The organism is Pectobacterium carotovorum (genome assembly GCA_016415585.1).
Taxonomy (GTDB): Bacteria; Pseudomonadota; Gammaproteobacteria; order Enterobacterales; family Enterobacteriaceae; genus Pectobacterium; species Pectobacterium carotovorum_K.
Window position 1 is genome coordinate 2,174,932 of sequence record CP066552.1, and the last position, 21,143, is coordinate 2,196,074.

Genomic DNA, 21,143 nt, shown 5'->3' on the forward strand with positions numbered 1-21,143 from the left:
GCAAGGCTATCGGAGAACGACCCCACCTTCTTGCGCAGCGATTAAGGCAATGCAACATACTGGGAGATAACGATGGACGAGAATAAAACGAAACCAGCCGGCAAGTGTCCGGTTATGCACGGCGGAAATACTTCTACTGGCTCATCAAACACCGACTGGTGGCCAAATGCCCTCAATCTCGACATTCTTCATCAGCATGATACCAAGACCAACCCGTTAGGCAGCGATTTCAGCTACCGCGACGCCCTCAAAACCCTTGATGTCGATGCCCTCAAAAAAGATCTGCACGCACTGATGACCGATAGCCAGGAGTGGTGGCCAGCGGACTGGGGTCACTATGGCGGCCTGATGATTCGTATGGCCTGGCACTCGGCGGGCTCCTACCGTACGACCGACGGTCGCGGCGGTGGCGGAACCGGTAACCAGCGCTTCGCGCCGCTTAACTCCTGGCCGGATAACGTCAGCCTCGATAAAGCGCGCCGTTTACTGTGGCCCATCAAAAGAAAATATGGCAATAAGCTCAGCTGGGCGGATCTGATTATTCTGGCGGGCAATATCGCGTATGAATCCATGGGGCTGAAAACATTTGGCTTCGCCTTTGGTCGTGAAGACATCTGGCACCCGGAAAAAGATACCTACTGGGGCTCGGAAAAAGAGTGGCTGGCGAAGAGCACAGGACGTTATGGCAGCGACGATCGCACCTCGCTGGAAAATCCGCTGGCGGCCGTACAGATGGGGCTGATTTACGTTAACCCAGAAGGCGTTGATGGCAATCCCGATCCGCTGCGTACCGCTCAGGATATGCGCGTGACGTTCTCCCGTATGGCTATGAATGATGAAGAAACCGTTGCGCTGACGGCGGGCGGGCACACGGTGGGTAAAACTCACGGTAATGGCGATGCCAGCCTGCTGGGTGCGGCACCAGAAAGTGCGGATGTGGAAGAGCAAGGTCTCGGCTGGCATAACCCAACGGGATCGGGCAAAGGGCGCTATACCGTCACCAGCGGGCTGGAAGGTGCCTGGACCACGCATCCGACGCAATGGGATAACGGTTTCTTCCACATGCTGTTGAATCACGAATGGGAACTGAGAAAGAGCCCAGCCGGTGCATCGCAGTGGGAACCCGTCAGCATTAAAGAAGAAGACAAGCCGGTTGATGTTGAAGACCCGTCTATCCGCTACAACCCGATGATGACCGATGCCGACATGGCGCTGAAAGTTGACCCGGAATATCGCAAGATTTCCGAGCGTTTCTATCAGGATCAGGCCTACTTCTCCGAAGTGTTTGCCCGTGCGTGGTTCAAACTGACGCACCGCGATATGGGGCCAAAAGCGCGTTACATCGGGCCAGATGTGCCGCAGGAAGATTTACTGTGGCAGGATCCGGTTCCGGCTGGCCGTACCGACTATGATGTTGATGTTGTCAAAGCACGCATTGCAGAAAGTAGCCTTTCCATCAGTGAACTGGTCGCAACCGCCTGGGATAGCGCCCGTACATTCCGTGGTTCTGATATGCGCGGCGGTGCCAACGGCGCGCGTATTCGCCTTGCCCCGCAGAAAGACTGGGTAGGGAACGAACCTGAACGTCTGGCGCGTGTGTTAGTCGTTCTGGAAAGTATTGCCGCCGCAACGGGCGCCAGCGTGGCCGATACCATTGTGCTGGCGGGTAATGTGGGGATTGAGAAAGCGGCGAAAGCGGCTGGTGTGCAGGTAACCGTGCCTTTTGCACCGGGACGTGGCGACACCACCGATGCCCTGACCGATGCAGAGTCTTTTGACGTCCTTGAACCTATTCACGATGGCTACCGTAACTGGCTGAAGAAAGACTATGCCGTGAGCGTGGAAGAGCTGATGCTCGATCGTACCCAACTGATGGGGCTGACGGCGAAAGAGATGACCGTGCTGGTTGGCGGCCTGCGTGTTCTGGGGACCAACTACGGTGGCACCAAACACGGCGTATTTACGAATCGTGAAGGAGCGCTGACGAATGATTTCTTTGTCAACCTGACCGATATGAAATACACGTGGAAGCCGTACCGTAAAGACCTGTATGAAATCCGCGATCGTAAAACGGGTGAAGTCAAATGGACCGCGACGCGTCTGGATCTGGTCTTTGGCTCCAATTCCATTCTGCGCGCCTACGCTGAGGTTTACGCACAGGACGACAGCAAAGAGAAGTTTGTGAATGACTTTGTCGCAGCCTGGGTGAAAGTGATGAATGCGGATCGCTTCGATCTGGCAGAGTAAGACGTTACGCTCCCCACGCCGGTGTTTTCACGGCGCGGGGAGCATCATTTTTGCTGCGCGACCCTGTGCAGATCACTGCTTCTTGAGATTAAGCATAAATTCTCTGAACGGGGCGGCGAATTCCTTAAACAGCGGGTGCTTTCTATTCTGCATCATCACTTCACTAAATAGCTTCAACCCCACAATAAAGGCCTGAGTCTGTTCCGGCGTCATGTCCATTTTGCCATCGACTTTTTCCAGAATTTTGAACAAATCATCGTGAATTGAGTATTCAAACGACAGCGTACGCTGCGGCTCGGCTTTTTCTTCCACCGTAATCTGATAGACGTTTCCCATTGTGACCTCGGTAAATTGAACTCGTGATGGATAGTTGATAAAATCAACTATATGATCATTGGTTGACTGAGTCAATAAAGTATGATGAAACCCCTTTTTGCCTTATTAGAAAGCTATAAGGCACAGATGCAGGAACAGATGAAGGCGCATGACATCAGCCTGGATGTGGTGCATGTCCGCTTATGTAAGATCATCGCGATGGAAGGGCGCATTACGCCTCAGTCACTGGCGAAAAGGGTCTGTCGGGATAAGGCTCAGATCACCCGCATGGTCGCGGAGCTGGTCAAACGTGATTATGTCCGCAAGATCGATAACCCGGATGACGGCCGCAGCGTGTGGCTCAGTTTGTCCGATAAGGGTGTCGCGTTTACACAGGTTTTTCTGCATCAGGAAAAGCAGATTGAGGCGCAGATGCTTCAGGCGTTATCCCCTGATGAACAAGCCACGTTTAGTGCGCTGTTGGAAAAAATGGCGGCGAGCCGTTCTGCACACTAAGTTCTGCATCCGGCAATGCGCTCTGCACTGCCGTGAAGCGCATTTGCTGTGCTACTGCACCGAGATCGCGCGATAGCGGTGTGCTTCCCCACATCATTCTCCATAGATTATCTATAGAAACGACAGCAGTACTGGGCTTTTCGGTACTGGCACGTATTTTGCTTTTCTCTATTCGGGACAGCACCACGCATGGCGCTGAACAACCTGAATAGCTGGCTAGGGTTCCGATCCATACCCTATGGATGTCTGGTCCGAGAGCTGGCGACCTCCAGTTGAGGTTACACGGCGGGACAAAAGCCCGGGAGACAGCAACACCCATGGTGTCGCGCTGTTCCCGCTTTTTTCCTACTCAACCGGAGGTCTGGCATGAACCTATCTCGTTTACTGGGCGTTTGCGTCCTCAGTCTCTCAGCGTTGCTGAGCTTCCCTTCTCAGGCTGCGCCTAAAACGCAATTCAACGTGTGCTGGACGATCTATGCCGGATGGATGCCGTGGGGATTCATCGGCACGCAAGGCATTATCGATAAATGGGCCGACAAGTACGGCATCAAGATTAAGGTCACGCAGCTTAATGACTACGTCGAGTCGATCAATCAATATACCGCCGGGCAATTTGACGGTTGCACGATGACCAACATGGATGCCCTGACGATTCCGGCTGCGGGCGGTGTGGATACCACGGCGCTGTTGCTCGGCAGTTTCTCCGCAGGCAACGATGGCATCGTGCTCAAAGGCAAAGGGAAAACGCTGAGCGATTTGCGTGGGATGAAGGTTAACCTGCCTGAACTCTCTGTCTCGCATTACCTGCTGGTACGCGGTCTGGAAAAGGCCGGATTGCGTGAGCGGGATGTCACGGTCGTCAACACGTCGGATGCCGATATTGTCGCCGCCTTTGCCACCCGCAGCGTGCAGGCTGCCGTCGCCTGGAACCCCCAGCTTTCTGCAATCAAAAGCCAGCCGGACACCACGGAAGTCTTTCAGTCCGGGCAGATCCCCGGCGAACTGATCGACATGATGGTCGTGAATACCCAAACGTTACAGGACAATCCGGCGTTGGGCAAAGCGCTGGCCGGTGCCTGGTTTGAAATGATGACGCTGATGAAGGCAGGCGATAAACCCGCGTTGGAGTCAATGGCTGCCGCCTCTGGCACCGATTTAGCGGGCTATCAGGCGCAGTTAAAAACCACCCATCTGTTTTATTCCCCACAGGACAATCTGGCGTTTCTGACCAGCCCGGATCTCCCTAACACCATGAAGCGCGTCGCGGATTTCTCCTTCGACAAAGGGCTACTCGGCACTGGCGCACAGAGCGCAGATTTTATCGGTATGACGTTCCCCGGACAGATCACACAGGGTGACAGCGCCAATGTGAAACTGCGCTTTGACGACACCTTCGTGCGCCTGGCCGCAGAGAACAAACTCTGACCCGCAAACTGGAGAGACTATCGTGCGCTTGATCAATCGCTACCCCAGCCGCGGCGGACGGCTGTTGCTGGTCCTGCTGCCGTTTGTCGTGCTGCTGGTGCTGTACCTCATCGGGTCGGCATTGCGGCTGGAGGCTAACCCCAATGACAAACTTCTGCCGAGCCTCGGGCAAATGGCCGAGGCGATTCAGCGCATGGCACTGACCGAGGACAAACGCAGCGGCGATTACCTGTTCTGGCTGGATACGCAGGCCAGTCTGGTGCGTCTCGCGCTGGGGCTGGGGATCGCCAGCCTGTTGAGCCTGCTGTTCGGGATTGCGGCCGGGGCTTTCCCGCTGTTTCGCGCGTCACTCTCGCCGCTGATGACCGTACTGTCGATGATCCCGCCGCTGGCGATTTTGCCCATTCTCTTCATCGTTTTCGGGCTGGATGAACTCTCGAAAGTGATGCTGATCGTGATTGGGGTTACGCCGATGCTGGCGCGCGACCTCGAACAGCGCGCTCGCAACATACCGCAGGAAACGTTGATTAAAGCGCAGACGCTGGGGGCGAACAGTTGGGTCGTGGTGCTGCGGGTCATCCTGCCGCAGCTACTGTCGCGGCTGTTGATTTCACTGCGGCTGCTGCTGGGCGCGGCGTGGCTGTTCCTGATTTCTGCCGAAGCGATTTCGGCAACGGCAGGGTTGGGCTACCGCATCTTTTTGGTACGCCGCTATCTGGCGATGGATGTGATTCTGCCTTACGTCGTGTGGATCACGCTGCTGGCATGGCTCATGGATATGGCGCTGCGGTGGCTGCATCGTCGCTGGTTCCCGTGGTCAGAGGAAAGCAAAGCATGAGTTTTATCGAGATCGATAATATCTGGCAGGAATACGGCGACCACGTCGTGCTGGAACGGCTCAACCTGAACGTTGAGGAAGGGGAGTTTTGCACGATGGTTGGGGCATCCGGCTGCGGTAAATCCACCTTTCTGCGCCTGCTGCTGGGGCAAGAAACGCCCAGCCGCGGTGAAGTGCGGCTCGAAGGGAAGCGGCTGCCCGCTGAACCGGATGCCAGTCGCGGTGTGGTGTTTCAGCGGTATTCGGTTTTCCCACATTTGACCGTGCTGGAAAACGTGGTGATTGGGCTGGAGATCCCGCGTTCCCCTTGGCTCGGCAGGTTGTTTGGACAGCGCAAACAGGCGGCGCGAGACAATGCCGCGCGGATGCTGGAGCGCGTCGGGCTGGGACATTCCATGCACAAATACCCCAACCAACTTTCTGGCGGCATGCAGCAACGGCTTGCGATTGCGCAGGCGTTTATTGTCCAGCCGCGCATCCTGCTGCTCGATGAACCCTTTGGGGCGCTGGACCCAGGTATTCGCGGCGATATGCACACGCTGCTGCTGGAGCTGTGGCGAGAAACCCGCTTAACGGTCTTTATGGTCACCCACGATTTGCCGGAAGGTTTCCATCTCGGCACGCGTTTGCTGGTGTTCGACAAAGTGCGAGTCGACCCGCATGCGCCGGAAGCCTATGGCGCACGTATTACCTATGACATCCCGCTTAATCAGGAGCGTCTCGCTACGCGCCAGCGTGCGCTGACGCTAGTGCCTCCTGTAGTCAGCGCGGCGACATCCCCTATTTGAGGAGCTTTCGGTTATGACAGCGATACAGACATCGACAAACACATCGACAGGCCGAACAACGTTTGATGAAGAAATCGTGCCGGGCGGAGGACATACCTCTTTCATTCTCAAGCGTGGACAGATTCTGCGTATCGAAGATGTGGAAGGCGGCGGCAATGTTGGCCTGCTGCTGTTTAACGCGCACCAGCCCAGCGAACGCCTGAACCTGCCGGATACCCTGAAAGGGCAACATACCGCCAAATTAACGGCTGGGCACTGTCTCTATTCCGATATGGGACGCGTGCTGGCGGCAATCATTACCGACACCTGCGGCTGGCACGACAGCTTCGGCGGCGTGCTCAATGCGCAGGAAGTGCAGGAGAAATACGGGCAGGGGCGTTATCAGGAATTGCGCAACGGTTTTTTCCGTAATGGCATGGATAACCTGCTGGTCGAGATGGGGAAATGGAATCTCAATCTGCAAGATCTGCTGATGACCATCAACCTGTTCAGCAAAATCACCGTGGATGCGCAAGGGCAATTCCATTTTCATACTAATCATTCTCAGGCGGGAAACTACATCGAGCTGTATGCGCCGATGGATACGCTGGTGGTGCTGACCGCCTTGCAACACCCGATGGATCCTAACCCGACCTATGCGCCGCGCCCGATTGCGCTCACATGGAGTCGGGCGGAAGGCGAGGATGTCGCTGCGTACTGCCGTGCGTTCCGTGAGGAAAATGCACGCGCGTTTCACAATACCGAACGCTTTTGCCTGTAAGGAGGCCGGACATGACATTAATTGCCAGCAATAAAACGGCCGAGGACGCGGTATTCCGCCATGTGATTCCTGCCGGAGAACCCTATCTGTTTGAGGTGAAGCAGGGGCAGACGCTGCGACTGCTGGATCTGGAAGGCAATCAGGCGGTGGATACGCTGTTTTATCGCGTCAATGATCCGCGTGAACGCTACGATCCACAACGTACGCTGCACCGCCAGAATAGCGTCTACCTGACGACGGGCAGCGTGCTGTACTCCAATCTTGGCAATCCGCTGCTGACGATTGTCGCCGACACCTGCGGTCGCCATGACACGCTGGGCGGAGCCTGTGCACAGGAAAGCAACACCGTGCGCTATGCGCTTGATCGGCGCTACATGCATAGCTGCCGCGACAACTTTCTCTGCGCCTGCCTGCACGATGGTCGCCTGAACAAAAAGGACATCGGCGCGAACATCAACTTCTTCATGAACGTGCCGGTGACGGCGGAAGGCGGACTGACCTTTGAGGACGGTATTTCCGCGCCGGGGAAATACGTGGAGCTGCGCGCCGAAGCGGATGTCATTGTGCTGATTTCCAACTGTCCGCAGCTGAATAACCCGTGCAACGGCTGGAATCCGACGCCCGCTGAGGTGCTGATATGGAACTGATGCCGGATCGAGGCGATGAAAAACGTACGCGCTGGCAGCGGGTGAAAACGTGGCTGGTGAGCGCGCTGGAGGCAAGGGCAAATCGCTATTTTATGCCGCCGTCGAGCCGCTCTCCGTCTGATAAAACCCCGTGATTCCAGCGTGGTAGCAGGTCTCTGCACCCTATGACATTTACCGCGATGGACGACCATCATGCGGATCGCATTTTGGCGGGACGACCCGCTCTTGCATGAGTCTAGCGTATGTTCGACAAACTTCTGATTGCCAACCGTGGCGCGATTGCGTGCCGTATTCTACGTTCGTTGCGAGAGATGAACGTCCGTGGCGTCGCGGTTTATTCTGATGCCGATATCAGTAGCCTGCATATTCAGGACGCCGATGAAGCCCTTAGTCTGGGAGAGGGCGCGGCGGCTCATACCTATCTGGATGTAGAAAAAATTCTCTCTGCGGCGCAGCGCAGCGGCGCACAAGCGATTCATCCCGGCTATGGTTTTCTGTCCGAGAATGCGGCGTTTGCCGAAGCCTGCGAAGCGGCACAGATTGCCTTTGTTGGGCCGACGCCGCAGCAGCTACGGGTATTCGGCTTAAAACATACGGCGCGCGCGTTGGCGAAGCAGCACAACGTGCCGCTGCTGGAAGGCACCGAGCTGCTGGAAAATATTGATGCAGCCCTTCGGGCGGCGGAAGCGATCGGCTATCCGGTCATGCTTAAAAGCACGGCGGGTGGCGGTGGAATCGGGATGCGCGTCTGCTATAGCACCACAGAACTGTCTGACGCGTTTGAAACGGTAAAGCGTTTGGGACAGAACAACTTCAGCGACGCAGGCGTTTTCATCGAAAAGTATATCGAACGCGCCCGGCATCTGGAGGTACAGATTTTTGGTGACGGGCAGGGCGACGTGTTGGCGCTGGGGGTTCGGGACTGTTCGGTACAGCGCCGTAACCAGAAAGTGATTGAAGAAACGCCCGCGCCCAATCTGCCAGATGGCGTTGCCGATGCGCTGTGTGCTGCGGCAATCAGTCTGGCACAGGCGGTGAATTACCGCAGTGCCGGAACGGTGGAATTCGTGTATGACAGCGTGACGGACCGTTTTTACTTTCTTGAAGTCAATACGCGCCTACAGGTCGAGCACGGCGTAACGGAACAGGTCTGGGGTGTGGATCTGGTGCGCTGGATGATCGAACTGGCCGCAGGCGATCTGCCACCGCTGCATGAGTTGGCAGCCGGACTGAACCCTCAGGGTCATGCGATTCAGGCGCGTCTGTATGCTGAAGATCCGGGCAAGCAGTTCCAGCCGTCACCGGGATTATTGACGGAAGTCGTGTTTCCCGAGTCAGAAGGACAGAGCCTGCGCATCGATACGTGGGTGACGGCCGGGTGCGAGATTCCCCCGTTTTTCGACCCGATGCTGGCTAAGATCATCGCCTGCGCGCCGACCCGCGAGCAGGCGATAGTCGGATTGGATCGAGCGCTGGCGGACACGCGACTCTATGGCGTTGAACACAACCGTGACTATTTGCGTCAGATTTTGGCGGCAGAGCCGTTTGCCAGCGGTCAGCCGTGGACACGCTGTCTGGATACGTTGGTCTACAATGCGACAACTTGCGAAGTGGTGAGTGCTGGCACGCAGACCACCGTACAGGATTATCCCGGGCGTCTCGGCTACTGGGCGGTCGGTGTGCCGCCGTCGGGTCCGATGGACGATCGCGCGCTGCGTTTAGGCAACCGTCTGGTGGGGAATCCGGCGGGAATGGCGGCGCTGGAAGTCACGATGAACGGGCCGACACTGCGTTTTAATACGGACGCTGTGGCAGCGGTTACTGGTGCGGCTATGGCTATCGAACTGGATGGTCAATCTGTGCCGATGGATAGCGTATTTGCGATACCGGCGGGTGCTACGCTGCGGTTAGGTGCGGCGAATGCGCATGGAGTACGCAGCTATCTTTGCCTACGTGGCGGGTTCGATGTGCCGGATTATCTCGGCAGTAAAAGCACCTTCACGCTGGGGCAATTTGGCGGCCATGCGGGCAGGGCGCTGCGGGCGGGTGACGTCTTGCACCTTGCGCCGCTGACGGACAGACGCACCGGCGATTGCCTGCCGGATGCGTTGCGCACCACATTGTCTACGGTGCGTGAACTACGTGTGATTTACGGCCCGCATGCAGCACCGGATTATTTCACGCCTGCCTATATGGAAACGTTCCTCACCACCGAGTGGGAAGTGCATTTTAACTCCAGCCGCACGGGTGTGCGCCTGATTGGGCCGAAACCAGAGTGGGTTCGTGATAGCGGTGGAGAAGCCGGGCTGCATCCTTCGAATATTCACGACAACCCGTATGCCATTGGCGCGGTGGATTTCACCGGCGATATGCCAGTTATTCTGGGGCCGGATGGCCCGAGTCTCGGTGGATTCGTCTGTCCGGTAACGATAATCGAAGCTGACCTGTGGGCGCTGGGGCAGCTTACTGCGGGCGACCGTGTGCGCTTTATTCCTGTCGATCTCCCGACAGCGCGCGCACTGGCGCAGGCACGTCATGCGGAGGTGGAACAGCTTGCCCCGATCGCTGTCGACTGGTCGCCTGCCGGGCTGATTTCTCCGGTGGAGTTGGATAGCGGTGAGGCGGACAAGCGGCTGGTTGCACGGCTGTCCGGTGATACCCATTTGCTGTTGGAAGTGGGCGCGGCGGAGCTGGATGTCGCGCTACGTTTCCGCATCCATGCGCTGATGCTGGCGCTGGAGAAACAGACGCTCGATGGCATTATTGATGTGACGCCGGGCATTCGTTCGTTGCAGGTGCACTATCGCCCTGAAGTACTTTCGTTACAGCATTTGTTGGATATGCTTTCCACGCTATGGCAGGACGTTTGCACCCAGCAAAATCTGACGGTGCCCTCACGAGTGGTTTATCTGCCGCTGTCTTGGGACGATCCCGCTTGCCAGTTGGCGATTCAAAAATACATGACCACGGTACGCAGCGATGCGCCCTGGTGCCCGAGCAACCTTGAGTTTATCCGCCGTATTAACGAACTGGATAATCTTGATGAGGTTTACCGTACCGTCTTTGACGCCAGCTATCTGGTGATGGGGTTGGGCGACGTTTACCTCGGCGCACCGGTGGCAACGCCGCTGGATCCGCGCCACCGTTTAGTCACCACCAAATATAACCCGGCGCGTACCTGGACGGCGGAAAACTCAGTGGGCATCGGCGGCGCTTACCTGTGCGTTTACGGCATGGAAGGGCCGGGCGGTTACCAGTTTGTCGGACGCACGCTGCAAATGTGGGATCGCTATCGCGGCGTTGGCGCATTTGACGGCAAACCGTGGCTGCTGCGCTTCTTTGACCAAATTCGCTTCTATCCGGTATCGGCTGACGAATTGTTATCCATTCGACGGGATTTCCCGCTAGGGCGCTACCCGCTACGGATCGAGCAAAGTGAATTGGCGTTAAACGCCTATCAGGATTTCCTGTCGCGGGAAGCGGAAGAAATTGAAGCATTCCGCGTGCGTCAGCGGGCGGCGTTTGAGGCAGAGCGTGAGCGCTGGCGTATTGCCGGTCAATCGGTAACGGATAGCGTGGACGTGGTGATTGAAGAGGCGAGCGAAGCACCGATCCTGCCGGGACAGGTTGGCGTTGAAAGCTCGATTTCCGGCAATCTCTGGCAGGTGACGACGGAAGTCGGCAAAACGGTGGCAGAGGGGGAAACGCTGATGATTCTCGAATCCATGAAAATGGAAATCCCGATTGTGTCGCCGCAGCACGGCACGGTGCGGGAGATTCGCTGCCAGCCCGGCGCGTCCGTTCGTGCAGGGCAGTGCGTGGTGGTGATCGAGGCGCAGGCGGAATAACAGTGCCTTGTTGTATAGACTTAACAATGAGGTGATTGGCGAATCAACGATTCTGAAAATGCAGGCTGGAGGAATAAATAGCCTCTGGCCTGTTAATACAGACGCGGTGCTAATTGGCTGATATAAGATGCTAGCTACCCTGATAATGGCAGTACTAATCGGGTATAAAGGACAACAAAGAAGAATGAATTTGAAGGGCAAAATAAGGAATGGTGCGTTCAATTGGACTCGAACCAACGACCCCCACCATGTCAAGGTGGTGCTCTAACCAACTGAGCTATGAACGCATTGAGATACCGTGCTGCCTGTCTGACAGCGAGGCGAATAGTAGCGAGCAAGGGGAAAACTGGCAAGAGGAAAAATGCAATTTTGTGCTCTTGCCAGTGTGATTGCTGGGGTTGTATCCATTTCGTCGTTTTTTTCGACGTTACCCGTAATTCTTCAAGCTGCTTGTGCGTTGGCTGCCCTTACTCACCCCAGTCACTTACTTGAGTAAGCTCCTGGGGATTCGTTCGGTTGCTGCGTTACAAGGCTCATAAATGGGCCTTGCCCTAAAGGGCCAACGCTTTGCGTTGTTCAAAACGCTAACGTTTTGTCACGCAACTCGAATTATTTAGGGTATAAAACTGGATGAAACGTTATCTAGCGGGCGGCGCGCGCTAAAATTCGTGCGGCGGGTTGACGCTGAAGAAAACGAATTCGCGTTACCATCATCACCGCTGCCGCCGTCAGGCCAATGATAAAACCACACCAGAAGCCCGCAGGCCCCATGCGTGGCACGATGACATCGGTCAACGCCAGCAGGTAACCGCTCGGTAATCCCAATACCCAATAGGCGACAAAGGTAATATAGAAAATTGAACGGGTATCTTTATAGCCGCGCAATACGCCGGTGCCGATGACCTGAACGGCATCGGAAATTTGATAAACGGCAGCCAATAGCATGAGTTGAGAGGCCATCGCCACCACGAGCGGGTCCTGATTGTAGAGCAGGGCAATGGGTTCACGCAGCAACGTGGTGAAGATTGCCGTGCAGCAGGCTAACGCTACGCCAGCCATGATACCCGTGTGCGCGGCAATGCGGGCGTTCTCAACCGAACCTTCCCCTAATCGATGTCCGACGCGAATGGTGGTAGCGACGCCCACCGAGAGCGGAAGGACGAACATCAGCGAACTGAAGTTCAGGGCAATTTGGTGACCTGCGACATCGACAACACCCAGTGGTAACACCAGTAGGGCAACCACGGCAAACAGCGTGACTTCAAAAAGCAGCGCTAGCGCGATGGGTAAACCGAGGCCAAACAGGCGCTTCAGCACGGCAAAATCTGGCCGGAATGCCGGGCGATGAAGACGGATATCGCGTAGCCAGGAGGCACGTCGGGTATAGAGCATCATCAGCAGCATCATGATCCAGTAAACCGACGCGGTGGCGACGCCGCAACCAACTCCGCCCAGTTCGGGCATACCAAATTTACCGTGGATGAATATGTAGTTAATCGGGATGTTGATTAATAGCCCGATGAATCCAATCATCATGCCGGGGTAGGTTTTGGACAGCCCTTCACACTGGCAGCGCAAAACCTGATAGAACAGATAGCCGGGCACGCCCCACAGCAACGCGTGCAGATAGCCGATGGCTTTCGCAGCCAGTTCAGGCGAACCGTCGCTCATCAGGTTAATCGCGTATTCCCCCTGATACAGCACCAGCATCGTCAGCACCGAAATGATGGCAGCGAGGAAAAAAGATTGTCGCACCTGATGAGAAATACGCTCGCGACGGCCGGAACCGTTGAGCTGTGCGACAACGGGCGTTAACGCCAGTAGCAGGCCATGACCAAAAAGAATGGCGGGGAGCCAGATTGAGGTTCCCACCGCGACAGCGGCCATATCGGTGGCGCTATAAGCACCGGCCATGATGGTGTCAACCACACCCATCGACGTTTGGGACACTTGCGCAATAATGACAGGAACAGCAAGCGCCGATAATTTACGCGCTTCTGTCAGATACTGTTGCACGGATACCTTCCTTGAATGATTTGACTGCGGAATTAATAATTCAGATATGAAAAACAGATCGGGATAAAGAGAGCGTTATTGTAACGGCTTAACGAAAGTAAACCAGCATGGAAGAGAATATATTCTTTTTGTTACGCTACAGTTTCGATAGCAATGTGGTATATGGCATTCCGGTTTGGTTTTCCGTGAAATATCGGGCACACTGCACAGAGTCATTTCTTTGTTTTTAAGAGGCAAACCGCATGTTTACCGGTATTGTTCAGGGCACCGCGCCGGTGGTGTCGATTGAAGAAAAATCCAACTTTCGCACGCACATTGTCCAACTCCCACCCGAGCTGCTTCCTGGGCTCGTGCCCGGTGCATCGGTGGCGCACAATGGCTGCTGCCTGACGGTAACCGCCATTGACGGCGATCGTGTCAGTTTTGATCTCATGAAGGAAACGCTGCGATTAACGAATCTGGGCGATATTCATGAAGGCGATGTCGTCAATATTGAGCGGGCCGCGAAATTCGGTGATGAGATCGGTGGACACGTTATGTCGGGCCACATCATGTGTACGGCGGAAGTGGTTAAGATTCAGGTTTCAGAGAATAACCATCAGATTTGGTTCCGCCTAGCTGATGAAGCGCTGATGAAATACGTGTTGCATAAAGGCTTTGTTGGAATTGATGGCATCAGCCTGACGGTGGGGGAAGTCACCCGCGGGCGCTTCTGCGTGCATTTAATTCCAGAAACGCTGAACCGTACCACGCTGGGGCAGAAACGTCTGAGGAATCGCATCAATATTGAAATCGACCCGCAGACACAGGCCGTGGTGGATACCGTCGAGCGCGTGTTGGCTAGCAAGCAGGCGAGCGAACTCGCCAACGAAGAGTAATTCCTACATTGTACATCCTAGGATACCGGACGGCATCTTTACCGTCCGGTATCCCTTTTCTGCCGACGCGCAATCTACAGCCCACTTTAATTTTATTCCTGCTCAGACTTGCTGTAGTTAGCGGCGATAGTCGAGGTAGGGGCCGTCTGCCACCGAGCGCCGTTCAATCAGCGTCGGGTGTACTTCAATGACGTGTGCATCTTCCCGCTTACTGGTAATACGATCCAGCAACATCGCAAAGGCGGATTGCCCCAGCCGCTCTTTCGGTTGATGGATGGTGGTCAACGCCGGTGTAAAGAAACGCGCGTGGCGCACGTTGTCATAACCGATCACCGAAATGTCCTGCGGTACGCGCAGACCCAGTTCATCAGCCGCGCAGATAGCCCCCATCGCCATAATATCGCCGCCGCAGAAGACGGCCGTTGGACGCTGTTTCTGTGCGAGAATCTGGTGCATGGCTTTGTACCCGGATTCGGGTTCGAAATCGCCCCGAACCACCCATTCATCGCGTACGGTGATGTCGGCTTCCTTCAGTGCTTTTAAAAAACCGAGGTAGCGTCCACTGCCAGTGTTGCGTTCTTGAGTGCCGGGGATGGCACCGATATCGCGATGACCGCGTTCAATCAGGTAGCGGCCTGCCATATAACCGCCTTCAAAGGCGTTATCGATAATCGTATCGGTAAAATCGCTGTGCATCTGTCCCCAGTCCATAACGACCATCGGAATGCTGCGATAATCTTCCAACATCGACAACAGCTCAGGCGGGTATTCGGCGCACATCACCAACAGGCCGTCGACGCGTTTTTGCGCCAGCATGGAAAGATAGGCGCGCTGCTTGCCGATGTCGTTATGCGAATTACACAGCACCAGCGTGTAGCCTTTGGCATAGCAGCTGTTTTCAACGGCTTCAATGATTTCGGCAAAATAGGGGGCTTCGCTGGATGTGGCCAGCAACCCGATAGATTTAGTGTGATTAACTTTGAGGCTGCGAGCGACGGCGCTGGGTGAATAGTGCAATTCTTTGATTGCCGCCCTGACGGCTGCCTTAGTCTCTTCGGCGACGAAACGTGTTTTATTGATCACGTGCGATACGGTTGTGGTGGAAACGCCAGCACGTTTTGCCACATCTTTAATCGTTGCCATCTAAAAATGACTCCTGAACTTACCTGTTACAGACGTAAGTATATTGTTAATCGTTTGCCTACGTTTAATGTTCTTCTTCTAAGCTAAAAAACAGGATTTCAGAAGGAGAATGCCGAATGTTATACCGAAGGGATCTGGGTTGACGTTTTTCGACTGATACGCAGCGCTTTCATAAACAGCGGATTGTGTCCGATTTATCATGAAAGTGAAAGGGCTAATTTATACTATTAGTGATGCATTGGTCCGAGATTTTTCGCTAGAATTATGAAAGAATCGTAATAACCCTATTATTTGTGGCTTTAACTACCTAAACGGATTCGGCTGTGAAGGGTGGTGTCTTTTCAGATAAAGCTTTCAGATAAAATTTGTTCGCTAATTGAAGGAGTATTTTATGGATACAGATCTGAAGATGTCTTTGCTGACAACCATTGGTTCGCTGGCTGTGATCATCGTGTTTAGTTTTACAGCGGTACTGAACTAGCCGATCGATGATTTTATGCGGTTAGGTATTCAGACACGTTGATGATGCATAAAACGTGTCTGAATCGCTTTTATACCCGTCATACTTCAAGTTGCATGTGCGTTGGCTTCGTTCAGTCACCCGAATCACTTACTTGAGTAAGCTCATCGGGATTCCTTCGCTTGCCGCCTTCCTGAAACTCGAATTATTTAGGGTATACAAGAGATATAATCTGTTCTTAACGAATCGTCTGCGGTGTCACTACACGACGCGCGCCAACGTAGTGCTCCTGCCAATAATCTTCACTCAGCTTGCTGATACGAATATCTGAGCCTGTACGCGGCGACTGGATAAATTTCCCTTCACCCAGATAAACCCCGACGTGATCGGCTGCGCCACGGTTATTGATGCGGAAGAAGACCAGATCGCCACTTTCCAGCTCGCTCTTTTTAATCGGAGCGGCGTCACGCAGGTGATACATTTCGTTTGCGGTGCGTGGAATTTGGATCTTAACGACATCTTTGTAGGCGTAATAAACCAGTCCGCTACAGTCGAATCCGGTAAAGGGAGAGGAACCGCCCCAGTGGTAAGGCTTACCAATCTGGCTCATCAACTTATTCATTGCGGTCGTTTTGGCATGTTGATAGCGTTTTTTATGTGCTGCGCTTAGCGCCATTCCTTTTTCTGTCGGCGCTGGATTTTTCTCCACTTTGCTTTTGAGTGCCGTCTTCTTCAACCCGGTTTTGACTCTGGCCTGTGCCGTTGTTTGTTTCTCTTCTTCAGGCTTCAGCTTTTTAAGATTTTTTTTCACTAGCGCAGGCGTGCTGTTTTGCGTCCGTGACGGTTTTTTTTCTGTCGCTTTGCTCGCGGTACGGGATTTGGTTTTATTGCTGACTGCGGTAGGTTCTGGTTTTTTGCTTTTGATCGGTGTCGGTGATTTAGCATTACCCTTTGTTTGACGGTTTTTCTTATTCGTTTCTGCCACGGCGCTTTTCTTCGGCGCAGAATGCGGGGTAGACGGCGCAGCCTGAACCACGTTCAGGGATAGGTTGCTGAAAAATAATATAAAAAGAGTAATAAATAAGCGCATAATAAAAGTGACCGAACATAATCCTTAACTCGCTCAATCCTCACAGTATTCCTGAAAACGACGCCATAAAAAAGTGGGCATGGTCGCTTTATTCATACAGAATAGTGAAAAAACGTTAATAGTTATTTTTTCGATTGATTTATCAGCGTTTTCTGGCGTTGATTTCATCAATGATGAATGCTTTCAAGAAAAAATAACCCTACAAAAAATGGCGTTTTTTTGTGGCTAGTGGCATCGGTACAATATCACTGAGTCAATGTCGCTGTCGTAGCACCTCTGACGGCGGCTCATGGCTAGCGTTTTGGACGTTAGCCATCCTATAGAATTAAGGAAGCAAGAAGATGACGACACCGACAATTGAAAAAATTCAGCGCCAAATTGCTGAAAACCCGATTCTGCTGTACATGAAAGGCTCCCCGAAATTGCCAAGCTGCGGCTTTTCCGCACAGACTGTTCAGGCGTTGTCTGCCTGTGGCGAACGTTTTGCGTATGTTGATATTTTGCAGAACCCAGACATTCGTGCTGAACTGCCGAAATACGCGAACTGGCCGACATTCCCACAGCTGTGGGTTGACGGTGAGCTGATTGGCGGTTGTGATATCGTGGTTGAAATGTTTCAGCGCGGTGAACTGCAACCGCTGATCAAAGAGACTGCAGACAAATACAAAGCGCAGCAGGCCGATCAAGAGTAATGCTTTCGTTTGGCGTAATGACGATGTCAAATGTTGTTACGATGCGAGCGTAAATCCTTCCAACGGGTGCCTTTATGGCACCCGTTTTTTGATCTCAGCCTTTTCAGTCTTCGGCTGACGCGTCTTCCAGCGAATTTTCTTCCAGTGCAATTGGCCATCCGCCCAGACGTTTCCAGCGGTTAACCAACTCACAGAACAGCAATGCCGTCTGGTTGGTATCATACAGCGCGGAGTGCGCCTGGCTGGAATCAAACGCAATACCGGCAGTAATACAGGCTTTAGCAAGAACCGTTTGGCCTAACACTAACCCGCTGAGTGCGGCGGTATCGAATGTGGCGAAAGGGTGGAAGGGATTACGTTTCAGGCTACAGCGCTCGGCTGCTGCCATCATGAAACTGTGATCGAAGGTGGCATTATGCGCTACGATAATCGCGCGGTTGCAACTCTGATCTTTGATCCCTTTACGCACGACTTTGAAAATTTCATGCAGTGCATCGTATTCGCTCACCGCGCCACGTAGTGGGTTGGTGGGGTCAATACCGTTAAATGCCAGTGCGGCGGGTTCCAGAATCGCGTCTTCGAACGGTTCGACATGAAAATGTAGCGTTTCATCTGGCTGTAACCAGCCGTCTTGATCCATTTTTAATGTTACCGCAGCAACTTCCAGCAAGGCATTAGTTTTCGCATTAAATCCGGCGGTTTCAACATCAATCACTACCGGGTAAAACCCACGAAAACGGCCGCTCAGAACACTTTTATCAGCCATTTGTCTCTTAATTATTAGCAAAACGCAGCACACATTATTGCAAATTTTGGCCGGAGATGCAGCATGCCCGTTGCGTTTCAAACGACGGAGATAGCAAAAAAAGGGGGAGAGCAGGCGCCTATATAGCACCTGCAGAATGCGGGGGATTAGTGACCGATGCCGTTACCAGCGTGGGCATTCTCGATCAACTCGATTTTATAACCGTCTGGATCTTCGATGAATGCGATAACTGTCGTACCGCCTTTGACCGGACCTGCTTCGCGCGTTACATTGCCACCTGCTTTGCGGATGCGCTCACAGGTTGCGGCAACATCGTCAACACCCAGCGCAATATGGCCATAGGCGTTGCCCAAATCGTAGCTGTCGACGCCCCAGTTGTAAGTCAGTTCGATAACAGCACCTTCACTCTCTTCGGTATAGCCGACGAAAGCCAATGTGTATTTGTATTCGGTATTCTCGCTGGTGCGCAACACGCGCATTCCCAAGATTTGGGTATAGAAATCGATAGAACGTTGTAAATCGCTAACACGCAGCATGGTGTGAAGTAAACGCATAGTGTCCTCGTTAAAAAGTGCAACAAAGAAGGAAGTATAGCGTTGTGGCGCTATCGAGTCTAAGCCATTCGGATGATGCTAAAAATGCGGCACTGCGATAAGGTTTGTGTTAAAACATATTGTAAGAAAGGATGAATGGTGTGCCGGGTTGATATAGATGTACCTTATGTGTAAAAATAATCAGTTATTACAATTATTATTTACTTGGTTGTCTATTTGGCTTGCCAGCACTAAAGAATGGGGCTTCAATAAAGAGAGTTGTAGCGGGGGGATAAGGTGCCAGAGCAACTTGAACTCTTTGCCGTTCTTAATCCATGTCGTGGTATTTGTCAGGCAGATGAACGCGGATATTGTCGCGGTTGCTTTCGTAACCGTAATGAACGTTTCAGTTGGGATAAAATGAGTGATATGCAGAAACAGGATATACTGCGCCTGTGCCAGCAGAGAATGAAACGGTTACAACGTTCGGATAGACCGGATATACCTGAAGAATCTAGTCAGTTATCGTTTTTTTAGATGTTTTTTTAAGCGCTCTATTTACGCAGGAATTTTCTTAACAAACGCTAACATGTTCGCTTAAATGGAATAAATGGGAGAGCATTTCTAAAAGATATCTATTTGATAAAGCCGCCTTCCGAGAAGGATCTATTTTATACAATAATAAAACTATTTTTTTATTTTTTATAAATCAGAGTTGATTGCCATCCAGGGATATAATTTAGCGTGCTAACAATAAGGAAAGATGATGGAACTGCCATTAGGATCTGATTTAGCTCGTCTTGTGCGTGTATGGCGTGCACTGGTCGATCATCGTTTAAAACCGCTCGAATTGACTCAAACGCATTGGGTTACTTTGCATAATATATACCATTTGCCACCGGGGCAGTCGCAAATTCAGCTGGCCAAGGCGATAGGTATTGAACAACCTTCGTTGGTTCGGACGCTGGATCAGCTTGAAGAGAAAGGGTTAATTACTCGCCACGTTTGTGAGCACGATCGTCGAGCAAAACGTATTATGTTGACAGAATCAGCTGAGCCGATCATACAGGCTGTCACTGGTGTAATAAGTCATACACGTAATGAAGTATTATTTGGTATTACGCCTGAGCAGGTTGATGAATTAGCGCTACTGGTTGCACGTCTTGAGAAAAATATATTGGCATTGCATGAAAACCAAGCGTAGCTGAATCGGGGCTATGCATAGAGAGAATTAAATCCCAGCAATTTGAATTATGGCTAGTATATACCCCAAATAGTTCGAGTTGCAGGAAGGCGGCAAGAGAGAGAATCCCGATGAGCTTACTCAGGTAAGTGATTCGGGTGAATGACAAATCTGCCAAAGGCAGATTTGAACGTTGCTTACAACGACCCCAGTGTGGCGAGTAGCGTAGCCAACGCATATGCGGCTTGAAGTATGACGGGTATATCGATATCTGTTATTAGTCATTTATTCTGGGAGTTGATTATTCGTTGTGACGATCGCCGCAGGCTGCAGCGATCGTCGCACAGCACTAGCGTGGAGAAACGGTGATGCTGCGGCCATTGCTAGCCATAGCGACGCGTTGACCTGCGCTGAATTTCGTATCACCTTGTTTCTGTACTACCATAATGGTACTGCCGTCATCTCGACGGATTTCTAGCTCTACACCTTGTGTACGGTTCAGTGCGCTGGTTGCGCTTTGCCCCGCTACACCACCAGCTACCGCGCCAGCTGCCGTTGCCAGACTACGGCCAGAGCCACCACCGATAGTGTTACCCAGGAAACCACCCAGAACAGCACCACCTAGCGCACCGATCACGTTAGAATCTTCTCCCGCCTGAATTTGAACCGGACGCATAGAAACAATCGTACCGTAGGTCACGGTCTGCACTTGTTTAGCTTCGGATGCGCTGTAAACATCACCTGAAAGCGTACTGGTATTAGCACAACCAGCCAGCGTGACACCAGCAAGGGTAACCACAAGCAAACGCTTCATCATAATACAACTCCTTAATCGCGAATATGTCGGGCTGGCTCAGCCTTGGCCGACGCAGTGTTATACCCATAAATTATGGTCTGGCTCAGTATAGCATGCCACTCTTTTTACTCTTTTTTTCAGAATATAATAGTGCGCTTAAATTGCATATAAACAGAGAAGTAAATCGCACGAGGAAGTTTTT

At 52.9% G+C, this 21,143-nt stretch carries 21 protein-coding genes and 1 tRNA gene; 14 read left to right on the top strand and 8 right to left on the bottom strand.

Features of this window, described 5'->3' with window-relative positions:
* Positions 1-72 precede the first annotated feature (72 nt).
* Entirely contained in the window at positions 73-2,247 is a 2,175-nt protein-coding gene (katG, locus tag JFY74_09655) for a catalase/peroxidase HPI (protein ID QQG30256.1), read from the top strand.
* A gap of 72 nt (positions 2,248-2,319) precedes the next feature.
* On the opposite strand, the gene JFY74_09660 is transcribed toward katG, so the two are convergent.
* Positions 2,320-2,583, bottom strand: coding sequence for a DUF3861 domain-containing protein (locus JFY74_09660; protein ID QQG30257.1), 264 nt, complete (start codon positions 2,581-2,583; stop codon positions 2,320-2,322).
* Between the two features lie 81 nt (positions 2,584-2,664).
* On the opposite strand from JFY74_09660, the gene JFY74_09665 reads away from it, so the two are divergent.
* From JFY74_09665 to uca, 8 genes are all read left to right on the top strand, one after another.
* Positions 2,665-3,078, top strand: a complete 414-nt coding sequence (locus JFY74_09665; GenBank protein ID QQG30258.1) for a MarR family transcriptional regulator — start codon at positions 2,665-2,667, stop codon at positions 3,076-3,078.
* Positions 3,079-3,444: 366 nt separating this feature from the next.
* Complete coding sequence (locus JFY74_09670) at positions 3,445-4,503, top strand: ABC transporter substrate-binding protein (GenBank protein ID QQG30259.1); 1,059 nt, start codon at positions 3,445-3,447, stop codon at positions 4,501-4,503.
* 22 nt (positions 4,504-4,525) lie between these two features.
* Complete coding sequence (locus JFY74_09675; GenBank protein QQG30260.1) at positions 4,526-5,341, top strand: ABC transporter permease subunit; 816 nt, start codon at positions 4,526-4,528, stop codon at positions 5,339-5,341.
* Positions 5,338-6,129 (top strand): ABC transporter ATP-binding protein, encoded by a 792-nt coding sequence (locus JFY74_09680; protein QQG30261.1) that lies wholly within the window; start codon positions 5,338-5,340, stop codon positions 6,127-6,129. Before JFY74_09675 ends, JFY74_09680 begins: the two co-directional genes overlap by 4 nt.
* 13 nt (positions 6,130-6,142) lie before the next feature.
* The gene (locus tag JFY74_09685; GenBank protein QQG30262.1) at positions 6,143-6,889 is read left to right on the top strand and encodes an urea carboxylase-associated family protein; all 747 of its coding nucleotides are present in this window, start codon (positions 6,143-6,145) and stop codon (positions 6,887-6,889) included.
* Between the two features lie 11 nt (positions 6,890-6,900).
* Positions 6,901-7,536: an urea carboxylase-associated family protein gene (locus tag JFY74_09690; protein ID QQG30263.1), complete on the top strand. Its 636-nt coding sequence runs from the start codon at positions 6,901-6,903 to the stop codon at positions 7,534-7,536.
* A complete protein-coding gene (locus JFY74_09695; protein QQG30264.1) occupies positions 7,527-7,670 on the top strand; it encodes a hypothetical protein in 144 nt (47 codons plus the stop codon). Before JFY74_09690 ends, JFY74_09695 begins: the two co-directional genes overlap by 10 nt.
* Positions 7,671-7,778: 108 nt before the next feature.
* On the top strand, positions 7,779-11,384 hold the full coding sequence (gene uca, locus JFY74_09700; GenBank protein QQG30265.1) for an urea carboxylase: 3,606 nt from the start codon (positions 7,779-7,781) through the stop codon (positions 11,382-11,384).
* Between the two features lie 210 nt (positions 11,385-11,594).
* Here uca and JFY74_09705 read toward each other — a convergent pair.
* A tRNA-Val gene (locus tag JFY74_09705) sits at positions 11,595-11,671 on the bottom strand.
* A 355-nt stretch (positions 11,672-12,026) separates the two neighbouring features.
* Positions 12,027-13,400 (bottom strand): MATE family efflux transporter, encoded by a 1,374-nt coding sequence (locus JFY74_09710; GenBank protein QQG30266.1) that lies wholly within the window; start codon positions 13,398-13,400, stop codon positions 12,027-12,029.
* A gap of 242 nt (positions 13,401-13,642) precedes the next feature.
* Here JFY74_09710 and JFY74_09715 point away from each other — a divergent pair, with 242 nt between their 5' ends.
* Complete coding sequence (locus JFY74_09715; protein ID QQG30267.1) at positions 13,643-14,278, top strand: riboflavin synthase subunit alpha; 636 nt, start codon at positions 13,643-13,645, stop codon at positions 14,276-14,278.
* A gap of 117 nt (positions 14,279-14,395) precedes the next feature.
* On the opposite strand, the gene purR is transcribed toward JFY74_09715, so the two are convergent.
* On the bottom strand, positions 14,396-15,421 hold the full coding sequence (purR, locus tag JFY74_09720; protein QQG30268.1) for an HTH-type transcriptional repressor PurR: 1,026 nt from the start codon (positions 15,419-15,421) through the stop codon (positions 14,396-14,398).
* A 391-nt stretch (positions 15,422-15,812) separates the two neighbouring features.
* Here purR and JFY74_09725 point away from each other — a divergent pair, with 391 nt between their 5' ends.
* The gene (locus JFY74_09725; protein ID QQG30269.1) at positions 15,813-15,902 is read left to right on the top strand and encodes a YnhF family membrane protein; all 90 of its coding nucleotides are present in this window, start codon (positions 15,813-15,815) and stop codon (positions 15,900-15,902) included.
* Positions 15,903-16,119: 217 nt separating this feature from the next.
* On the opposite strand, the gene JFY74_09730 is transcribed toward JFY74_09725, so the two are convergent.
* On the bottom strand, positions 16,120-16,971 hold the full coding sequence (locus JFY74_09730; GenBank protein QQG30270.1) for a C40 family peptidase: 852 nt from the start codon (positions 16,969-16,971) through the stop codon (positions 16,120-16,122).
* A 341-nt stretch (positions 16,972-17,312) separates the two neighbouring features.
* On the opposite strand from JFY74_09730, the gene JFY74_09735 reads away from it, so the two are divergent.
* Positions 17,313-17,663 (top strand): Grx4 family monothiol glutaredoxin, encoded by a 351-nt coding sequence (locus JFY74_09735; protein QQG30271.1) that lies wholly within the window; start codon positions 17,313-17,315, stop codon positions 17,661-17,663.
* Between the two features lie 103 nt (positions 17,664-17,766).
* Here JFY74_09735 and rnt read toward each other — a convergent pair whose 3' ends face one another.
* Together rnt and gloA are read right to left on the bottom strand one after the other, a co-directional pair.
* Positions 17,767-18,429: a ribonuclease T gene (gene rnt, locus JFY74_09740; protein ID QQG30272.1), complete on the bottom strand. Its 663-nt coding sequence runs from the start codon at positions 18,427-18,429 to the stop codon at positions 17,767-17,769.
* A 146-nt stretch (positions 18,430-18,575) separates the two neighbouring features.
* Positions 18,576-18,983, bottom strand: a complete 408-nt coding sequence (gene gloA, locus JFY74_09745) for a lactoylglutathione lyase (protein QQG30273.1) — start codon at positions 18,981-18,983, stop codon at positions 18,576-18,578.
* 276 nt (positions 18,984-19,259) lie between these two features.
* Between gloA and JFY74_09750 the strand changes: the two genes are divergently transcribed.
* Both JFY74_09750 and slyA read left to right on the top strand, forming a co-directional pair.
* A complete protein-coding gene (locus JFY74_09750; protein QQG30274.1) occupies positions 19,260-19,499 on the top strand; it encodes a DUF1289 domain-containing protein in 240 nt (79 codons plus the stop codon).
* Positions 19,500-19,728: 229 nt separating this feature from the next.
* A complete protein-coding gene (gene slyA, locus JFY74_09755; protein QQG30275.1) occupies positions 19,729-20,166 on the top strand; it encodes a transcriptional regulator SlyA in 438 nt (145 codons plus the stop codon).
* Positions 20,167-20,494: 328 nt separating this feature from the next.
* Here the strand turns inward: slyA and JFY74_09760 are convergent, their stop codons facing one another.
* Positions 20,495-20,962 carry a glycine zipper 2TM domain-containing protein gene (locus JFY74_09760; protein QQG30276.1) on the bottom strand — a complete coding sequence of 156 codons (468 nt, stop codon included), beginning with the start codon at positions 20,960-20,962 and terminating at the stop codon, positions 20,495-20,497.
* Positions 20,963-21,143 lie beyond the last annotated feature (181 nt).

Excerpts from the sequence above, each read along its gene's own strand:
- katG (QQG30256.1), top strand. The coding sequence starts at position 73 with ATGGACGAGAATAAAACGAAACCAGCCGGCAAGTGTCCGGTTATGCAC.
- JFY74_09660 (QQG30257.1), bottom strand. The coding sequence starts at position 2,583 with ATGGGAAACGTCTATCAGATTACGGTGGAAGAAAAAGCCGAGCCGCAG.
- JFY74_09665 (QQG30258.1), top strand. The coding sequence starts at position 2,665 with ATGATGAAACCCCTTTTTGCCTTATTAGAAAGCTATAAGGCACAGATG.
- JFY74_09670 (QQG30259.1), top strand. The coding sequence starts at position 3,445 with ATGAACCTATCTCGTTTACTGGGCGTTTGCGTCCTCAGTCTCTCAGCG.
- JFY74_09680 (QQG30261.1), top strand. The coding sequence starts at position 5,338 with ATGAGTTTTATCGAGATCGATAATATCTGGCAGGAATACGGCGACCAC.
- JFY74_09685 (QQG30262.1), top strand. The coding sequence starts at position 6,143 with ATGACAGCGATACAGACATCGACAAACACATCGACAGGCCGAACAACG.
- JFY74_09690 (QQG30263.1), top strand. The coding sequence starts at position 6,901 with ATGACATTAATTGCCAGCAATAAAACGGCCGAGGACGCGGTATTCCGC.
- JFY74_09695 (QQG30264.1), top strand. The coding sequence starts at position 7,527 with ATGGAACTGATGCCGGATCGAGGCGATGAAAAACGTACGCGCTGGCAG.
- uca (QQG30265.1), top strand. The coding sequence starts at position 7,779 with ATGTTCGACAAACTTCTGATTGCCAACCGTGGCGCGATTGCGTGCCGT.
- JFY74_09715 (QQG30267.1), top strand. The coding sequence starts at position 13,643 with ATGTTTACCGGTATTGTTCAGGGCACCGCGCCGGTGGTGTCGATTGAA.
- purR (QQG30268.1), bottom strand. The coding sequence starts at position 15,421 with ATGGCAACGATTAAAGATGTGGCAAAACGTGCTGGCGTTTCCACCACA.
- JFY74_09725 (QQG30269.1), top strand. The coding sequence starts at position 15,813 with ATGGATACAGATCTGAAGATGTCTTTGCTGACAACCATTGGTTCGCTG.
- JFY74_09730 (QQG30270.1), bottom strand. The coding sequence starts at position 16,971 with ATGCGCTTATTTATTACTCTTTTTATATTATTTTTCAGCAACCTATCC.
- JFY74_09735 (QQG30271.1), top strand. The coding sequence starts at position 17,313 with ATGACGACACCGACAATTGAAAAAATTCAGCGCCAAATTGCTGAAAAC.
- rnt (QQG30272.1), bottom strand. The coding sequence starts at position 18,429 with ATGGCTGATAAAAGTGTTCTGAGCGGCCGTTTTCGTGGGTTTTACCCG.
- gloA (QQG30273.1), bottom strand. The coding sequence starts at position 18,983 with ATGCGTTTACTTCACACCATGCTGCGTGTTAGCGATTTACAACGTTCT.
- slyA (QQG30275.1), top strand. The coding sequence starts at position 19,729 with ATGGAACTGCCATTAGGATCTGATTTAGCTCGTCTTGTGCGTGTATGG.
- JFY74_09760 (QQG30276.1), bottom strand. The coding sequence starts at position 20,962 with ATGATGAAGCGTTTGCTTGTGGTTACCCTTGCTGGTGTCACGCTGGCT.